General features: G+C 67.3%; 15 protein-coding genes. All 15 read left to right on the top strand.

What is annotated here, in order from left to right; translation table 11 throughout:
* The first annotated feature begins 251 nt into the window (after positions 1–251).
* A complete protein-coding gene (fdhD, locus tag ROZ37_RS02010) occupies positions 252–1,067 on the top strand; it encodes a formate dehydrogenase accessory sulfurtransferase FdhD (RefSeq protein WP_312657077.1) in 816 nt (271 codons plus the stop codon).
* 17 nt (positions 1,068–1,084) lie between these two features.
* Complete coding sequence (locus tag ROZ37_RS02005) at positions 1,085–3,832, top strand: molybdopterin-dependent oxidoreductase (RefSeq protein ID WP_312657074.1); 2,748 nt, start codon at positions 1,085–1,087, stop codon at positions 3,830–3,832.
* A gap of 157 nt (positions 3,833–3,989) precedes the next feature.
* A complete protein-coding gene (locus tag ROZ37_RS02000; RefSeq protein WP_312657072.1) occupies positions 3,990–4,637 on the top strand; it encodes a 4Fe-4S dicluster domain-containing protein in 648 nt (215 codons plus the stop codon).
* Positions 4,638–4,647: 10 nt separating this feature from the next.
* The gene (locus ROZ37_RS01995) at positions 4,648–5,559 is read left to right on the top strand and encodes a DmsC/YnfH family molybdoenzyme membrane anchor subunit (protein WP_312657070.1); all 912 of its coding nucleotides are present in this window, start codon (positions 4,648–4,650) and stop codon (positions 5,557–5,559) included.
* Between the two features lie 219 nt (positions 5,560–5,778).
* The gene (gene padE, locus ROZ37_RS01990) at positions 5,779–6,351 is read left to right on the top strand and encodes an NADH-dependent phenylglyoxylate dehydrogenase subunit gamma (protein ID WP_312657068.1); all 573 of its coding nucleotides are present in this window, start codon (positions 5,779–5,781) and stop codon (positions 6,349–6,351) included.
* The gene (gene padF, locus ROZ37_RS01985) at positions 6,348–6,647 is read left to right on the top strand and encodes an NADH-dependent phenylglyoxylate dehydrogenase subunit delta (RefSeq protein ID WP_312657066.1); all 300 of its coding nucleotides are present in this window, start codon (positions 6,348–6,350) and stop codon (positions 6,645–6,647) included. The genes padE and padF overlap by 4 nt, the downstream gene beginning before the upstream one ends.
* Complete coding sequence (gene padG / locus ROZ37_RS01980) at positions 6,644–7,894, top strand: NADH-dependent phenylglyoxylate dehydrogenase subunit alpha (protein ID WP_312657064.1); 1,251 nt, start codon at positions 6,644–6,646, stop codon at positions 7,892–7,894. The genes padF and padG overlap by 4 nt, the downstream gene beginning before the upstream one ends.
* Positions 7,895–7,907: 13 nt before the next feature.
* Positions 7,908–9,173 carry an NADH-dependent phenylglyoxylate dehydrogenase subunit epsilon gene (gene padH, locus ROZ37_RS01975; protein WP_312657062.1) on the top strand — a complete coding sequence of 422 codons (1,266 nt, stop codon included), beginning with the start codon at positions 7,908–7,910 and terminating at the stop codon, positions 9,171–9,173.
* Positions 9,174–9,252: 79 nt separating this feature from the next.
* Entirely contained in the window at positions 9,253–10,599 is a 1,347-nt protein-coding gene (gene padI, locus ROZ37_RS01970; protein WP_312657487.1) for an NADH-dependent phenylglyoxylate dehydrogenase subunit beta, read from the top strand.
* Positions 10,589–11,926 (top strand): phenylacetate--CoA ligase PaaK, encoded by a 1,338-nt coding sequence (paaK, locus tag ROZ37_RS01965; protein WP_312657060.1) that lies wholly within the window; start codon positions 10,589–10,591, stop codon positions 11,924–11,926. The genes padI and paaK overlap by 11 nt, the downstream gene beginning before the upstream one ends.
* A gap of 54 nt (positions 11,927–11,980) precedes the next feature.
* Complete coding sequence (locus tag ROZ37_RS01960; protein ID WP_312657058.1) at positions 11,981–14,065, top strand: CoA-binding protein; 2,085 nt, start codon at positions 11,981–11,983, stop codon at positions 14,063–14,065.
* Positions 14,066–14,126: 61 nt separating this feature from the next.
* Complete coding sequence (locus tag ROZ37_RS01955; RefSeq protein WP_312657056.1) at positions 14,127–14,537, top strand: thioesterase, FlK family; 411 nt, start codon at positions 14,127–14,129, stop codon at positions 14,535–14,537.
* Between the two features lie 386 nt (positions 14,538–14,923).
* Positions 14,924–15,361, top strand: a complete 438-nt coding sequence (locus ROZ37_RS01950; protein ID WP_312657054.1) for an OsmC family protein — start codon at positions 14,924–14,926, stop codon at positions 15,359–15,361.
* An 84-nt stretch (positions 15,362–15,445) separates the two neighbouring features.
* Complete coding sequence (tadA, locus tag ROZ37_RS01945; RefSeq protein ID WP_312657052.1) at positions 15,446–15,910, top strand: tRNA adenosine(34) deaminase TadA; 465 nt, start codon at positions 15,446–15,448, stop codon at positions 15,908–15,910.
* A 4-nt stretch (positions 15,911–15,914) separates the two neighbouring features.
* Entirely contained in the window at positions 15,915–16,394 is a 480-nt protein-coding gene (locus ROZ37_RS01940; protein ID WP_312657050.1) for a L,D-transpeptidase, read from the top strand.
* Positions 16,395–16,414 lie beyond the last annotated feature (20 nt).

The following is a 16,414-nucleotide window of genomic DNA, read 5'->3' as shown; positions in this document are numbered from 1 at the left end:
ATGCCCGGCGATTCTAGCGTCCAGAACGTGATTCCAGAAACCGTTGCGACCCTGTTCCGTGATGGTCTGAGCGGGGTCCGCGCCGTTTGTTTTTGGCGTCTTTTGATCCAGGTCAACCTCTGCGAAGAATTCTGTCGAATGTGATACAAAAACCTTGACCACTTATCGATGCATTTGTATCGTTAATTCCAGAGGTCGCGGGTGGCCCCCGGCGAATCCCGGACGTGTCGAAGCAGTCGCGAGGTGTGCAAATGCAAGGTTTCGAGTCGATGGCGGAAGCGCATGGCAGATACGACGTCGAGCGTTGGGTCGGCGACGGCGCGACGGCAAGCGAAGACACGGTCGCCGAAGAGGTTCCGGTCGCGCTCGTCTACAACGGTTTCTCGCACGCAGTGATGATGGCGACGCCGCAGGACCTCGAGGACTTCGCGCTCGGCTTCAGCCTGACCGAAGGCATCGTGCGCGAGGCGGCCGAGATCTACGACCTGGAGGTCGTCGAGCACGCGGCCGGGACCGAGGTGCGAATGCACCTCGCCGGCGAGCGCTTCGCCGAGCTGCGCCGGCGCCGTCGGGCGCTTGCGGGGCGCACCGGTTGCGGGCTGTGCGGCATCGAAAGTCTCGACCAGCTCGCCGCCCGTCCGGTTGGGCGTGTCGCGCCGGCCGGCATGATCGAGGCGGGCGCACTGAACCGCGCGCAGCGTGAGCTGCGTTCGCTGCAGCATCTTTTCGAATTGACTGGCGCGGTCCACGGCGCCGCGTGGTGCCGCGCAGACGGAAGCGTCGAGCTGGTGCGCGAGGACGTCGGCCGCCACAACGCGCTCGACAAGCTCATCGGCGCCGCGGCCGCGCAACACCGCTCGTTTGCCGAAGGCTTCCTGCTGATGACGAGCCGTGCGAGCTACGAGATCGTGCAGAAGGCCGCGTCGGTCGGCATCGGTGTCGTCGCGGCAGTGTCCGCGCCGACTGGCATGGCGGTTCGCGTCGCGCAGCAGGCCGGCGTCACGCTGATCGGCTTCGCCCGCGGCGAGCGCCACAGCGTCTATTCACATCCGCAACGGGTTCACTAAGAGGCAACGGGGGAAGCATGTCGAATGCAAGTCCTCGGTCGGTAAAGAGAGTCCCGACCTACTGTTACAACTGCGTCTCCGGGCCCGACTTCATGAATGTGAAGGTCGAGGACGGCGTCGCAACCGAGATCGAGCCGAACTTCGCCGCCGAGAACGTGCATCCGGCGCGCGGACGCGTCTGCGTGAAGGCCTACGGTCTCGTGCAGAAGACGTACAACCCGCATCGCGTGCTGCAGCCGATGAAGCGGACGAACCCGAAGAAGGGCCGCAACGAGGACCCGGGTTTCGTGCCGATCTCGTGGGACGAGGCGCTCGACATGGTCGCTGCGAAGCTGCGCGCGACGCGGGAGAAAGGCGTGGTCGACGAGTCCGGCTTGCCGCGGCTCGCCGCGAGCTTCGGCCACGGCGGCACGCCGGGCATGTACATGGGGACGCTGCCGGCGTTCCTCGCAGCGTGGGGACCGATCGACTACAGCTTCGGCTCGGGCCAGGGCGTCAAGTGCGTGCATTCCGAGCACCTGTACGGCGAGTTCTGGCATCGCGCCTTCACGGTCGCGGCCGACACGCCGCTCGCGCGCTACGTGATCTCGATCGGCGCGAACGTCGAAGTCACCGGCGGTCCCTGTGCGGTGACGCGGCACGCCGATGCTCGTGTGCGCGGCTACAAGCGCGTGCAGGTCGAGCCGCACCTGTCGATCACCGGCGCGTGCTCCGCGGAATGGGTGCCGATCCGGCCGAAAACCGACCCGGCGTTCATGTTCGCGCTGATCCACGTGCTCGTCTGCGAGCGCGGCGTCGAATCGCTCGACATCCCGTTCCTGCGTGACCGCACCTCGTCGCCCTACCTCGTTGGCCCCGACGGGCTGTATCTGCGCGACGCCGCGACGTCGAAGCCGCTGATCCGCGACATCGTCACCGGCGAAGCGGTGCCGTTCGACACGCCGCGCACCGTGCCGGCGCTCGTCGGGCGTTTCCGCGTCAGCGGAGCGATCAGTATCGACGCCGATGACGAGCGCCGCGAACTCGGCGACGTCGAAGGGACGACGGCCTACACGATGCTCGTCGAGCACATGCGCAAGTACACGCCGGAATGGGCGGCGGAGATCTGCGACGTGCCGGCCGAGACGATTCGCCGCATCGCCAACGAATACCTCGAGAACGCGTGCATCGGCGAGACGATCGAGATCGATGGCAAGACGCTGCCGCTGCGCCCGGTCGCCGTCTCGCTCGGCAAGTCGGTCAATAACGGCTGGGGCGCGTTCGAATGCTGCTGGGCGCGCACCTTGCTCGCGACCCTCGTCGGCGCGCTCGAAAATCCCGGCGGCACGCTCGGCACGACCGTGCGCCTGAACCGCCCGCAGGACGACCGCCACCAGAGCGTCATCGCCGGCGAAGACGGCTTCATGGCGCAGAAGTTCAACCCGACCGACAAGGCGCACTGGGTCGCGCAGCCGACGGGCCGCAACCTGCACCGCACCCTTGTGCCCATCGTCGGCAATACCGCCTGGAGTCAGGCGCTCGGACCGACGCAACTCGCGTGGATGTTCCAGCGCGAGGTGCCGGAAGACTGGAACATGGCCCCGCCGACGACGCCCGACGTGTGGATCGTCTACCGCTCGAACCCGGCGATCTCGTTCTGGGACACGCCGACGCTGGTCGACACGATCGCGAAGTTTCCTTTCACGGTGTGCTTCGCCTACACGCTGGACGAAACGAACTGGACCGCGGACCTGCTGCTGCCCGAGGCAACCGACCTCGAGTCGCTGCAGATGATCAAGGTCGGCGGCACGAAGTTCATCGAGCAGTTCTGGGAGCACCGGGGCGTCGTGCTGCGCCAGCCGGCGGTTGAACCGCAGGGCGACACGCGCGACTTCACGTGGATCACGACCGAACTCGCGAAGCGGACCGGGCTGCTCGAAGGCTACAACAACGCGCTGAATCGGGGCGCGGGCGGCGGCGCGCCGCTGAAGGGGGAGCACTACGACTTCAGCCTCGACAAAGAGGTCGAGCACGGCGTCGAGGAAATCTGGGACGCGGTCTGCAAGGCATCGTCTGCGAGCCTGTCGAACGGCGCCGAGACGCACGATCTCGAATGGTTCAAGGAGCACGGCTTCTACACCGTGCCGATGTCGAAGCTCGACTGGTACCTGACGCCGACGCTCGAAAAGAATGGGCTGCGCTACGAGATGCCGTACCAGGAGCGCCTGTTGCGCGTGGGGCGCGAGCTGCGCAACCGCCTGCACGAGAGCAACGCCCACTGGTGGGACGAGCAGCTCTCCGAATACATGGCGCTGCCCGAATGGCACGACGTGCCGGGGCGCTGGGTGCAGCAGCTCGTCAATGCCGGAGCGAAGCCGGAAGACTTCCCGCTGTGGCTGCTCGCGACGAAGAGCATGCAGTACCACGCCGGCGGCAACACCTCGATCGCGCTGATGCGCGAGGTCTCGCAGAACGTCCGCGGCCACACCGGGGTGATCATGAACGCGAAGACCGCGAAGGGCCTCGGCATCGCCGAGGGCGACCGCGTCGAGATCCGCTCGCACATCGGCGCGACCTACGGGGACGCGGTGCTGGTGCAGGGCGTGCGTCCCGACACGCTGGTGATCGTCGGTCAGTTCGACCACTGGGCGACGCCGTTCGCGAAGGACTTCGGCATGCCGAGCCTGAACACGATCGCGCCGATGTCGATGGAGCTGACCGACGCGACTGGTTCCGGGGCCGACATCGTCCGCGTCGCCCTGCGCCGCGTCGAAAGGAGCAACTGATGAGCCCCCACGCTTGCGCTTCCAGCGCTGCACTCGGCAGTGCCGGCTTTGCACAGCCGGCCCGTTTCGCCGGCGGGGAGCGGCGCTCCCCGAAATCCCGGCTTCACCCCCCCAAGGGAGCGGCGACATCCCTTGAGACGGCTCGGCAGGAGGTCGTATGACCCGTTATGTGATGGCGATCGATTTGCGCCGCTGCGTCGGCTGTCAGACCTGTACCGCCGCGTGCAAGAACGCGAACGCGACCCCGCCGGGCGTGCAGTGGCGGCGCGTGCTCGACCTCGAAACGGGCGAATTCCCCGACGTGCGCCGCAGTTTCATGCCGGTCGCGTGCATGCACTGCGACGAGCCGCCGTGCGAGGAGGTCTGCCCGACCTCGGCGACGACGAAGCGGCCCGACGGCCTGGTCGCGATCGACTACGACGTCTGCATCGGCTGCGCGAACTGCGTGATGGCCTGTCCGTATGAGGCGCGCTCGATCGTGGACGAGGTGCGATTCGCGTACGGCGACAAGCCGATCAAGTCGGAGGAGGTCCGCTTCGACCCGGCCCGTGTCTCGGTCGCGACGAAGTGCACCTTCTGCATCGACCGCATCGATCTGGCGGCGAAGACCGGGCAGGTGCCCGGCCGCGACCCCGAGGTCACGCCCGCCTGCGTCAATTCCTGCATCTCGGGCGCGATGAGCTTCGGCGACATCGACGACCCGGAAAGCAAGGTGAGCAAGCTGCTCGCCGAGACCGAGCATTTCCGCATGCACGAGGATCTCGGCACCGGGCCGGGCGTGTATTACATCTGGGACAAGAAGTGAGGCGCCGCGCATGAAAGCGAAGACATTCAAGGCCGGCGGCGGCGCGAGCCCGCGGCTGCAGCAGAACTGGGACTGGCGCGCGGCCTCCAACTTCATCTGCGGCGGCGCGGGCGGCGGGCTGCTGTTCGCCGCGGCGCTGCTGAGCCTCGCTGGCACCAACGTGCGCGCGTTGCTCGTCGCGGGCATGGCGCTGATCGGCATCGGCCTGACCTGCGTCTGGTTAGAGATCGGGCGGCCGCTGCGCGCGATGAACGTCTATCGGCACATCAAGACGTCGTGGATGACGCGCGAAGCGCTCGTCGCACCGGTCGTTTTCGGGCTCGGCGCACTCGCGTTCCTGACGAACAGCGTCATCGCAACTGTGCTCGCCGGACTTGCGGGCGCGGCTTTCGTCTATAGCCAGGCGCGCATCCTGAACGCAGACAAGGGAATTCCGGCGTGGCGGCATCCGGCCTGCCGCCCTCTGGTGTTCGCGACCGGACTCGCCGAAGGGGCGGGACTCCTCGCGGTCGCGGCGCCGTGGATCGGCCTCGGCGTTGCGTCCCGTACGGGCCTCGTCGCCGGCGTGCTCTTGCTGCTGCTGGTTCGCGTACTCGCTTGGCGCGCTTATGTCCGGGCGCTGCGGTCTTCCGGCGCGCCGACCGGCAGCCTGCGTGCGCTGGCCGCGATCGACCAGCGCGTCGTCGTCGGCGGCGCGCTCGCTCCGGCGCTGCTGCTCGGAGTCGGCATCCTCGGCTTCCCCGGTTCGGTGGTCGCGATTGCCGCCGCGGGCGTGCTCGCCGTCGCTGCCGGCTGGCTCCTGAAATACACGCTGATCCGCCGCGCCGCCTTCACGCAGGGGCTCGAGCTGAAACATCAACCGGTGCGTGGGCGCGGCGTTTCGGGTCCGGCTGCGCGGCCCGGCTGGGGCGGCGCGGGCTGACGCGCGACCAAGGCAGATAGATCTCCCACCCAACCCCTAGACGAGAGACGCCTGTGCCGGCTGGCCGGTCGGCACGGGTGAAATGAAGGCCGACGACGAGCGGCCGGAAGTGGAAGGACCTCCCGCGGCCGGTCGGCCGGACGGGACAAACGGAAGTACTGCAACAAACGACAACACGCGCCCAGGCAGGTGCGTGCCTGCCAAGCAGGAGGAGACGAGATGTACGAAGTTCGGTTCCATGGCCGCGGCGGCCAGGGGTCGGTGCTGGCGTCGGGCATTCTGGCCGCGGCGCTGGTCGAGGAGGGCAAGTACGCGGTGTCGATCCCGTCGTTCGGTTTCGAACGGCGCGGCGCTCCGGTGGTGTCCTATCTCCGCGCGAGCGATCGCGAAATCCGCCAGCTGACCAATATTTACCATCCCGATTGCATCATCTGCGTCGACCCGACGCTGACGAAGTCGGTCGATATTTTTGCCGGCTTGAAGCCGGGCGGGACGCTGGTGCAGACGACGCACAAGCCGCTCGCGGAGTTGGTGCTTCCCGATACCGTCGGCACCGTCGGTCTGTGCGACGCGGTGCGCATCGCGCTGGAGATCTTCAGGCGCCCGATCACCAACACGCTGATGCTCGGCGCGTTCGCGCGCACCACCGGCGTCGTGTCGCTCGACGCGTTGAAGCGCGCGCTCGAGGACTCCGACTTCCGCGACGCCGGCCTCGCGCAGAACATGACCGCGCTGGAGCGCGGCTACGCCGAGACGGTCGTCCACCAGGTCGAAAGGAGGGCCGCCGCATGACCCGGCGTCACAGCTACCCGCTGTTCAACCTCGAGAAGGCGAAGGTTCCGGACGACCTCTGTCCGGTCGCGACCGAGGTCAGTCCGATGCTGCCGGGCGACTGGCGCAGCGTGCGGCCGGTCGTCGATCGCGACAAATGCGTGAAGTGCGCGGTGTGCTGGCTGTACTGCCCGGTGCAGTGCGTCGAAGAGCACGCCGCGTGGTTCGACTTCAATCTCAAGACCTGCAAGGGCTGTGGCATCTGCGCCACCGAGTGCCCGCACGGGGCGATCACGATGATCGGGGAGGCACAGTGAGCATCGATACGCTCGAAAAGCCGGCCGGCGCGGAAGCCCGGCGCAAGCCCAAAGCCATTCTCTGCGAAGGCAACGAGGCCGCGGCGCTCGCGGTCGCGCTGGCGCGGCCCGACATGGTCGCGGTGTACCCGATCACGCCGCAGTCATCGCTGGTCGAGCACGTCGCGAAGCTGATCGCCGACGGCAAGATGGACGCCGACATCGTCGATGCCGAAGGCGAGCATTCGGTGCTGTCGGTGCTGCAAGGCGGCGCGCTCGCGGGCGCGCGGACTTATACCGCGACCTGCGGTCCCGGCCTCGCGTTCATGTTCGAGCCCTATTTCCGCACGTCGGGCATGCGTCTGCCGATCGTGATGTCGATCGTCACTCGCGACGGCATCACGCCGCAGTGCGTGTGGGGCGGACACCAGGACGCGATGACGGTGCGCGAGGTCGGCTGGGTGCAGATCTACTGCGAGACCGTCCAGGAAGTGCTCGACACGACGATCATGGCGTTCAAGATCGCCGAGCACCACGACGTGATGCTGCCGGTGAACATCTGCCTCGACGGCAACTACCTGTCGTACGGCGCGTCCCGCGTCGAGCTGCCCGATCAGGCCGATGTCGACGCGTTCATGGGACCGAAGGACGTCAACTGGCACGTCGCCCTCGATCCGCTGCGCCCGATGGCGGTCGACCCGCTGACCGGCGGCGCCGGCGGCAAGGGGCCCTCGACCTTCGTGCGCTATCGCAAGAGCCAGTGCCGCGGCATGCAGAACGCGCTGCGGGTGGTCGAGGAAATCCACGACGAATGGGAGCAGCGCTTCGGTCGCCGCTTCGCGCCGCTCGTCGAGGAGTACCGGATGGACGATGCGGACTTCGCGATCATGACGCTCGGCAGCATGACGGGCGCCGCGAAGGACGCGGTCGACGAGGCCCGCGACGCCGGCAAGCGAGTCGGCCTCATCAAGATCAAGACCTTCAGCCCGTTCCCGATCGAAGCGCTGCAGAACGCGCTCGGCCGCGTACGCGCGCTCGGCGTGGTCGACCGCTCGGTCGGCTTCCGCTGGAATTGCGGCCCGATGTACCAGGAGACGCTCGGCGTGCTGTACCGGCTCGGCCGGCACCTGCCGTCAATGAGCTTCATCGGCGGCCTTGCCGGCGCGGACATCACGACCGGACATTTCCACCGCGTCATCGACGAGACCGAAGCGCTGCTGACCGGCCCGATGCCGTCGGAACCCGTCTGGCTGAACGAGAACGACTGAGGACGGCGGAATCATGGACAGAGTGATCGAACAAACGAAATACCTGATCGTCGGCAGCAGCCACGCGGCGCTCGAAGCGATCAACGCGATCCGCATGCACGACGCCGAAGGCAGCCTGACGGTCGTCACGCGCGACGCCCACCTGCCGTACTCGCCGACGGTGCTGCCCTACGTCGTGTCGGGCAAATCGGCGCCCGAGCGCGTGTTCCTGCGCGACGAGGACTTCTTCGAGCGCAACAACGTCAGCTTCCGCCGCAGCGCCGGCCTCGCCGTGCTGCACGCCGACGCGAACACCGCCCAGCTCGCCGACGGTTCCACGCTCGGCTACGAAAAACTGCTGCTCGCAACCGGCGCGTCGCCGGTGATTCCGCCGATCCCCGGCATCGACAGCGTCGACTACCACGTGCTGCGCACGCTCGACGACGCGACCGGGCTCAACGCGGCGATCGCCGGCGCGAACAACGCAGTCGTGCTCGGCGGCGGGCTCGTCGGGATGCACGCGGCGGAGAACCTCGTGAAGGCCGGCGCGAAAGTCACGATCGTCGAGATGGGCCCGACGGTGCTCGGCGGCTATTTCGACGCCGCTGCGTCGGGCCTGATCGAAGCGGCGTTCCGCGAAGCGGGCGCGACGGTGCTGACCGGCAGCCGCGTCGTCGGCCTGGCGAAGTCGGCAACCGGCGCGACGGTGACGCTCGCGAACGGCGACACGCTCGCCGCCGACCTGCTGCTCGTCGCGACCGGCGTGAAGCCGGACGTCGGCTACCTGAACGGATCGGGCATCGCGTTCGAGCAGGGCATCGTCGTCGACGACCAGATGCGGACCAGCATCGACAACGTCTGGGCAGCCGGCGACTGCGCGCAGGCGAAGCACTTCTTCGCGCCCCGCAAGCAGGTCAACGCGATCCTGCCGTCGGCGACCGAGCAGGGCCGCATCGCCGGCATGGCGATGGCCGAGGACCCCGGCATCAAGGCCTACGCCGGCGGCGTGCCGCTGAACACCTACCACTTCTTCGGCCGCCACGCGATCTCGGTCGGCAGCAGCGAAGTCCCCGAAGGCGGCGACGTCGTGACGCGCTTCGACGAGGCGAACGGCCGCTACCTGAAGATCATCTTCGACGGCGGGCGGCTGACCGGCATCTTCGGCATCAACGAGTACTTCGACGGCGGAATCATGTGGCAGCTGATCGTGCGCCGCATCGACCTCACCGAAATCCGCGACCGCTTCATCGAAAACCCGCTCGAGGTCGGCCGCGAAATCATGTCGAGGACGTGGCGATGAGCGCAAGCGGACGAATCGTAGGTCGGCGTGAGCGCAGCGAAGGCCGACGTGATGCCGGCGCGCCGGCAAGGAGCAAATGATGGGAAGAGCATTCAGCACGATCGCCTTCGACCCCGCCAAGTGCGACGGTTGCGGCGACTGCATGAGGGCCTGTGCGCAGGCCAAGACCGGCACCGACGACGTCGCGCGTTCGCGCATCCAGATCGTCGGTCGCGAGAAGGCGTTCGAACTGGCGATGTGCCGCCAGTGCGGCGATCCGAAATGTGTCAGCGTCTGCCCCGCCGGCGCGCTGAACAAGGACGGCGACACCGGCGTCATCGGCTGGGACGCGTCGAAATGCGTCGACTGCCTGTTGTGCACCGTCGGCTGTGCGTACGGCGGCATCGCGCTCGATGAAGTGAGCGGCCACGTGTCGAAGTGCGACACCTGCGACGGCAAGCCGGCCTGCGTGCCGGTGTGCAGCAAGGGCGCGCTGAAATACGTGACGACGGCGAACATCTACAACGAAGTCGGCGACTGGGAAGACCTCTTCGCGCCGGGCCTCGCCGGCTGCCAGGGCTGCAACACCGAGCTCCTGATGCGCCACACGCTGCGCCGCGTCGGCCCCGACACCGTCCTCGCGACGCCGCCGGGCTGCGTCCCCGGCATGGGTTCGGTCGGCTTCAACGGCACGACCGGCACGAAGGTCCCGGTGTTCCATCCGCTGCTGACGAACACTGCGTCGATGCTCGCCGGTGTCAAGCGTCAGTTCAAGCGAATGGGACGCGACGTCACGGCGCTCGCGATCGCGGGTGACGGCGGCGCATCCGACGTCGGCTTCCAGTCGCTGTCGGGTGCGGCCGAGCGCGGCGAGCAGATGCTGTTCATGGTCGTCGACAACGAGGGCTACATGAACACCGGGATGCAGCGTTCGAGCTGCACGCCGTACGGCGCCTGGACGTCGACGACGCCCGTCGGCGTCGGGTGCTCCGCGGGGCTGCCGTCGCAGGGCAAGACGCAGGACGCGAAGAACCTGCCGCTGATCATGGTGAACCACCGCTGCGCGTACGTCGCGACCGCATCGACCGCGTACATGGAGGATCTCTACGAAAAGATCGACAAGGCGCTCGAAGCGTCGAAGCGCGGCTTCGCGTACGTGCATGTGTATTCGCCCTGCACGACGGGCTGGCGCTTCCCGTCGGACCAGAACATGGAAGTCGCGCGCAAGGCCGTCGAGACCAATTTCGTGATGCTGTGGGAATTCACCCCGCAGGACGGGCTGCACTTCACCAAACCGGTCGACGATCCGTTGCCGGTCACCGAATACCTGAAAGTGATGGGACGTTTCCGCCACCTCTCACCAGAGCAGATCGAGCACATCCAGGGCAAGGTCGTCGAGAACATGCAGTTCATTCAACGCTTTTCGGAGCAGGCACATGGTTGCTAGACAAAACTGGGAGTCCGGGCGCGACGGGCTGGACGCGATCGAAACCGCGAGCCGCGACGAGATCGCCGCGCTGCAACTCGAACGTATGAAGTGGTCGCTGCAGCATGCGTACGACAACGTGCCGCACTATCGCGCGTCGTTCGACGCCGCCGGCGTGCATCCGTCGGACCTGAAGCAACTGTCCGACCTCGCGCGCTTCCCCTTCACGACGAAGAAGGACCTGCGCGACAACTACCCATACGGGATGTTCGCGGTGCCGATGCGCGACGTCGTGCGGGTGCACGCGTCCTCGGGCACGACCGGCCTGCCGACCGTCGTCGGCTACACGAAGAACGACATCACGATGTGGGCCTCGGCGATGGCGCGCTCGTTGAGAGCGGCCGGCGGCACGCGCGACGACATCATCCTGAACTCGTACGGCTACGGCCTCTTCACCGGCGGCCTCGGCGCGCACTACGGCGGCGAATATCTCGGCGCTACCGTGATCCCGATGAGCGGTGGCAACACCGAGAAGCAGGTGCAGCTGATCCGCGAGTTCCGCCCGACGATCATGATGGCCACGCCCTCGTACATGCTGATCGTCGCCGACGAGCTGCAGCGCGTCGGCGTCGACCCGGCGAGTTGCTCGCTGCGGGTCGGCGTGTTCGGCGCCGAGCCGTGGACGAACGAGATGCGCCGCGAGATCGAGACCCGGCTCGGGATCGACGCGATCGATATCTACGGCCTGTCGGAAGTTGCCGGTCCCGGCGTCGCGTGCGAGTGCATCGAGACGAAGGACGGCCCGCACATCTGGGAAGATTTCTTCTACCCCGAGATCGTCGATCCGCAGACTGGCGAGGTCCTGCCCGACGGCGAGCCGGGCGAGCTCGTGTTCACGTCGCTGACGAAGGAGGCGCTGCCGATCATCCGCTACCGCACGCGCGACCTGACGATGCTGCTGCCCGGCACCGCGCGGACGATGCGGCGGATGGGCAAGATCACCGGCCGCAGCGACGACATGCTGATCATCCGTGGCGTGAACGTGTTCCCGACGCAGATCGAGGAGATCTTGCTGAAGCACGAAGCGCTGTGCGGGCACTACCAGCTGCAGATCACGCGCGAGCACCACATGGACGAGCTGACGGTGCTCGCCGAAGTGCGGCACGACCTGTCCGAGGTGCTGAACGAGCGCCAGCGCGCGGCGATTGCGACCGAGGTCCGCCACCAGATCAAGAGCAGCATCGGCGTCAGCGCCGACGTCCATGTGCTCGAAACGGAGCGCATCGAGCGCACCCAGGTCGGCAAGGCGAAGCGCGTCATCGACAAGCGGCCGAAAGCGACGGCTTGAGCGACTGCAACCGCCGGCCCCGAGCCGGACAAAAACGATAACGGAGACAATTGCATGAACGATCGGTCGAGAGTCAGCCCGGGCGCCACGGTCAACGTTGTACTGGGAGAGCTGTTGCGCAGCGCCGCCGCGGAAGGGCGGGACACGCTGAACCCGGCGGAAATCGCACGCTTCGTCGAGAGCTTCGGCGCCGCGCTCGCCGAAGGCGCGCCCGGTGGCGTGGACCTGCGCATCGAGCTGACCAACACCCGCGAATTCGGCGTCGTGCTGTCCGTGGGCAGCGGCGGACTCGACGCCGAGCTCGATGCATCGAACTTCCGCAAGGACCGGGCGAAGGTCTCGGCGTCGGTCGAATTGACCGATGCGGCGGACTTTCTGCGCCTCTTCCGCCGCACGGTCGCCTACCGCAAGATGGCGGCGATCGCGCAGCGCGATGAGCGCCGCCCGCCGGACCATGTGCTGGAGTTCTGCTTCGGGCTGATGATCGGCCTCGGATGCGAATTCTCCGCCGCGAACCCCGACGCGCCGTTCGTGCTTCGCTCGCTACAGCTCGACGGGGTGCAGTTCAACAAGCGGCCGACAGTCGCTTCCGGGGGCTGCGAATTCGGCGCCCGGGCTGCGGGACGGCTGCCGCGCCCGATCCACAAGATCGACAAGCTGATCCATCCGAAGTCGATCGGCGTCATCGGCGTGTCGGCGACGAGCATGAACTTCGGCCGCATCATCCTGAATAATCTGGTCGGCAGCGGCTATCCGAAGGAGCAGCTGACGATCCTCAAGCCCGGTGAAGCCGAGATCGACGGCGTGCGCTGCGTCGAAGGGCTGCGCGCGCTCGACGGCAAGCTCGATCTGCTGATCGTCGCGGTCGCCGCGGACGCGGTGTACGACCTCGTCGACGAGATCATCGAAAGCGACGCCGTCGAGTCGGTGATGCTGATCCCCGGCGGCCTCGGCGAAACGGCGAAGAGCCGCGAGCCGGCCGCGAAGCTCGCCGAACGGATCAATGCCGCGCACGGTCGGCCGGGTGGCGGACCGGTGTTCCTCGGTGCGAACTGCCTCGGCGTCGTCTCGCACGCGGGCGGCTACGACTCGTGGTTCATCCCGCTCGAGCGCCTGCCGAAGCCGCAGAAGAAGCCGGTGCGCAACTCCGTAATGCTGAGCCAGAGCGGCGCGTTCATGATCACGCGGCTGTCGCGCAACCCGTGGCTCGACCCGCGCTACATGCTCGCGCTCGGCAACCAGACCGACCTCACGCATGGCGACCTGCTCGCATACTTCGCCGAACGCGCCGAGATCGAGACGATCGGCCTCTACATCGAGGGCTTCCGCGACGGTGACGGCCTCGACTTCGCGAAGGCGGTGCGGCGCGCGGTGCGCAATGGCAAGCAGGTCGTCGTCTACAAGTCGGCCCGCACCGCCGCCGGAGCGGGCGGCGTGATGGGCCATACCGCGTCGATTGCAGGCGACTGGCAACTCGCCGACTCGGTGCTGCGCCAGGCCGGCGCGATCGTCGCCGAGGATTTCGAAGCCTTCGACGATCTCTTCTACATCGCCGGCGCGCTGCACCACAAGAAGGTCGGTCCGCGCGTCGGCGGCATCAGCGGCGCGGGTTTCGAGGCGGTCGGCATCGCCGATTCGATCGAGTCGGACAACTTCTCGCTCGAGATGGGCGCGCTGGAACAGGAAACCGTCCGACGCGTCGGCGAGATTCTTGCGGCGAAACGCCTCGATGCGCTCGTCGAAGTGCGCAACCCGATCGACATCAACCCGGGCGCGGACGACGACGCGCACCTGCAGGTCACGCAGGCCTTCCTCGACGATCCGAACATCGACGCGGTCGTCGTCGGACTCGACCCGACCGCACCGGCGATCCGGGGCCTCGAATCGAGCAAGCTGCGCCCCGGGCACGACCTGTCCGATCCGAAAGGCACGGTGCATATCTACCCGCCGCTCGTCGCCGACAACGACAAGCCGGTCATCGGCATCGTCGACGGCGGCGTGCTCTACGACGCGATGGCCGCGCGGCTGATGGACCAGGGCGTCTGTGTGTTCCGCAACTGCGGTCGCGGCACGCGCGCGCTGGCCCGTTACGTCGAAGCTCGCCTCGATGGCGACGCGATCCGCAAACGCAATTCGTGATACCCACCGGCGACCGTCCGCGCTCGGCCGGTCGCCAAACGACATCCAAGGAGGACTTGAAATGAGCGAAACACTGAAGGCAGGACTGACCTCGACGCGGCGTTACGACATCGACCAGGCGCGCACGATCGGCTTCATCGGCGACGACTGCCGCGTCTATTCGACGCCGGCGCTGCTGTACGACATCGAAGTCGTGTGCCGCGACCTGCTGCTGGAAAACATCGACGCGGGCAAGGATTCGGTCGGCACGCGCGTCGAACTCGACCACGTCGGCGCGACGCTGCTCGGCATGTGGATCGAGATCACCGTGACGGTGACCGAAGTCAATGGGCCGGCCGTGACCCTCGAATTCACCGCGCGCGACGCGCTCGAGGAAGTCGCCCGCGGCAAGCACAACCGCTTCATCGTCGGCGCCGAGAAGACCGCGCAGCGCCTGAAGGCGAAGCGCGACAAGGCGCTTGCGGCGGCCTGATTCGCCACTGACGCTTTTCCGCATCGAATCCGGCGTCCGGCTCTGCCGGGACGCCGGATTTTTGCGTTTGCGCGTGCTGGCGGGTAAAGGCAGGCGCGCGTCAGATGCGGAGTGCACGTTCTTCTCCGCAGAGCGGGCCGACATGAAACCGCACCGCGCCCCCCGGGGCGGCTTTGGCCTCGCGGCGCTCCGCACGTATCACTTCTCGATCTCTTGTCCCGGCGAGGTTTCCTCCGGGAGTCGTCCTTGCTTCGAATCGCGCGGCCGGTCGCGACAGGGTCCGGCTCGTCAGCAAACGGTTTCCGACACGCGTCCGATCTTGCGACGCCCGGTGCAAACAGGCTCGGGAGCCGGGGAATCGAATTCGCACCGATAAGGAGCACGAGATGATCGAAAAGAAAGCCACCGTCCACTGGGAAGGCCAGGGCAAGCAGGGCCAAGGACGCATCAGCACCGAGACCGACGCGCTGAAGGACTACCCGTATGGCTTCGGCAGCCGCTTCGAAGACGACCGCCGCGGCACGAACCCGGAAGAACTCGTCGGCGCGGCGCACGCGGCCTGCTTCACGATGGCGTTCTCGTTCGCCTGCGACAAGGCCGGCTTCGCGACCACCGCGGTGGACACCTCGGCAAGCGTGAGACTCGTCAAGCAGGGGGAAGGCTTCGCGATCGACCGCATCGCGCTGACGCTGGAAGCGACCGTCCCCGGAATCGACGAGGCGAAGTTCCGCGAGATCGCCGAGGGGGCCAAACGCGACTGTCCGTTGTCGAAGGCGCTCGCGAGCGTTCCTGAAATCACGTTGAACGCGACGCTGAGACGTTGACGCGGACTGGCTGCGCTCGCAACGCCCGCGCTTCACAATGACTCCGGCCGCTCAAGTAAACTGCGCGGCCTGGAGGCGGATTCGATGAAAGACGAAGATTTCATGCGCGCGGCGCTGGAGCAGGCGCGGATCGCGGGGAGCTGCGACGAGGTGCCGGTCGGCGCGGTCGTCGTGCTCGATGGCGAGATCGTCGGCCGCGGCTTCAATCAGCCGATCGGCCGCAACGATCCGACCGCGCACGCGGAAGTCATGGCGCTGCGCGACGCCGGGACGCGGCTAAGTAATTACCGCTTGCCGGGCTGCGAGCTCTACGTGACGCTCGAGCCGTGTGCGATGTGCAGCGGCGCGATCATGCATTCGCGCATCGCTCGCGTCGTCTATGGCGCGCGCGACCCGAAGACCGGCGTCGCCGGCAGCGTCATCGACCTTTTCGCCGAGCTGCGCCTGAACCACCACGCACAGATTTCCGGCGGCGTGCTCGCCGACGAATGCGGCAGCCTGCTCTCCGGTTTCTTCGCCGCGCGGCGGCGTCGCACGCTGCTCGCGTAAGCCGATGCGGATTCACGTCAGCATCGCGCGGCAGACGCTGGACTTGTACGCGCCCGACGGCGCCTGCATCCGTCGCTATCGGATCTCGACCGCTGCGAACGGGCCCGGCGAAGAGCAGGGCAGCCACCGCACGCCGCGCGGTCGCCACCGCATTCGCGCACGGATCGGCGCCGGCGCGACGCCGGGAGCGGCCTTTCGCGGGCGGCGGCCGACCGGCGAAGTGTGGACGCCGGAGTTCGCCGCGGCGCATCCCGATCGCGACTGGATCCTGTCGCGCATCCTGTGGCTGTGTGGTTGCGAGCCCGGGCGCAACAGGCTCGGCAACGTCGACTCGATGCGCCGCTACATCTACATCCACGGTACCGGCGACGACCAGCCGATGGGCGTCGCGCGCTCGCACGGCTGCATCCGGATGCGCAACAGCGACGTCATCGAGCTGTTCGACCTCGTGCCGGCCGGGACCGTCGTCGATATCGAGGAATGAGCGCCCGCGGGCGAGGAGCG

This window comes from Aromatoleum sp. (assembly GCF_032027225.1).
Lineage (GTDB): Bacteria > Pseudomonadota > Gammaproteobacteria > Burkholderiales > Rhodocyclaceae > Aromatoleum.
Note: the sequence above shows the minus strand (reverse complement) of the source record. Positions and strands in the feature narration are given on the sequence as shown.

Coding starts and splice junctions, on each gene's coding strand:
- ROZ37_RS01940 (WP_312657050.1), top strand. CDS start 15,915: ATGCGGATTCACGTCAGCATCGCGCGGCAGACGCTGGACTTGTACGCG.
- padH (WP_312657062.1), top strand. CDS start 7,908: ATGGACAGAGTGATCGAACAAACGAAATACCTGATCGTCGGCAGCAGC.
- fdhD (WP_312657077.1), top strand. CDS start 252: ATGCAAGGTTTCGAGTCGATGGCGGAAGCGCATGGCAGATACGACGTC.
- padE (WP_312657068.1), top strand. CDS start 5,779: ATGTACGAAGTTCGGTTCCATGGCCGCGGCGGCCAGGGGTCGGTGCTG.
- ROZ37_RS02005 (WP_312657074.1), top strand. CDS start 1,085: ATGTCGAATGCAAGTCCTCGGTCGGTAAAGAGAGTCCCGACCTACTGT.
- ROZ37_RS01950 (WP_312657054.1), top strand. CDS start 14,924: ATGATCGAAAAGAAAGCCACCGTCCACTGGGAAGGCCAGGGCAAGCAG.
- tadA (WP_312657052.1), top strand. CDS start 15,446: ATGAAAGACGAAGATTTCATGCGCGCGGCGCTGGAGCAGGCGCGGATC.
- ROZ37_RS01955 (WP_312657056.1), top strand. CDS start 14,127: ATGAGCGAAACACTGAAGGCAGGACTGACCTCGACGCGGCGTTACGAC.
- ROZ37_RS01995 (WP_312657070.1), top strand. CDS start 4,648: ATGAAAGCGAAGACATTCAAGGCCGGCGGCGGCGCGAGCCCGCGGCTG.
- ROZ37_RS02000 (WP_312657072.1), top strand. CDS start 3,990: ATGACCCGTTATGTGATGGCGATCGATTTGCGCCGCTGCGTCGGCTGT.
- padF (WP_312657066.1), top strand. CDS start 6,348: ATGACCCGGCGTCACAGCTACCCGCTGTTCAACCTCGAGAAGGCGAAG.
- paaK (WP_312657060.1), top strand. CDS start 10,589: ATGGTTGCTAGACAAAACTGGGAGTCCGGGCGCGACGGGCTGGACGCG.
- padI (WP_312657487.1), top strand. CDS start 9,253: ATGGGAAGAGCATTCAGCACGATCGCCTTCGACCCCGCCAAGTGCGAC.
- ROZ37_RS01960 (WP_312657058.1), top strand. CDS start 11,981: ATGAACGATCGGTCGAGAGTCAGCCCGGGCGCCACGGTCAACGTTGTA.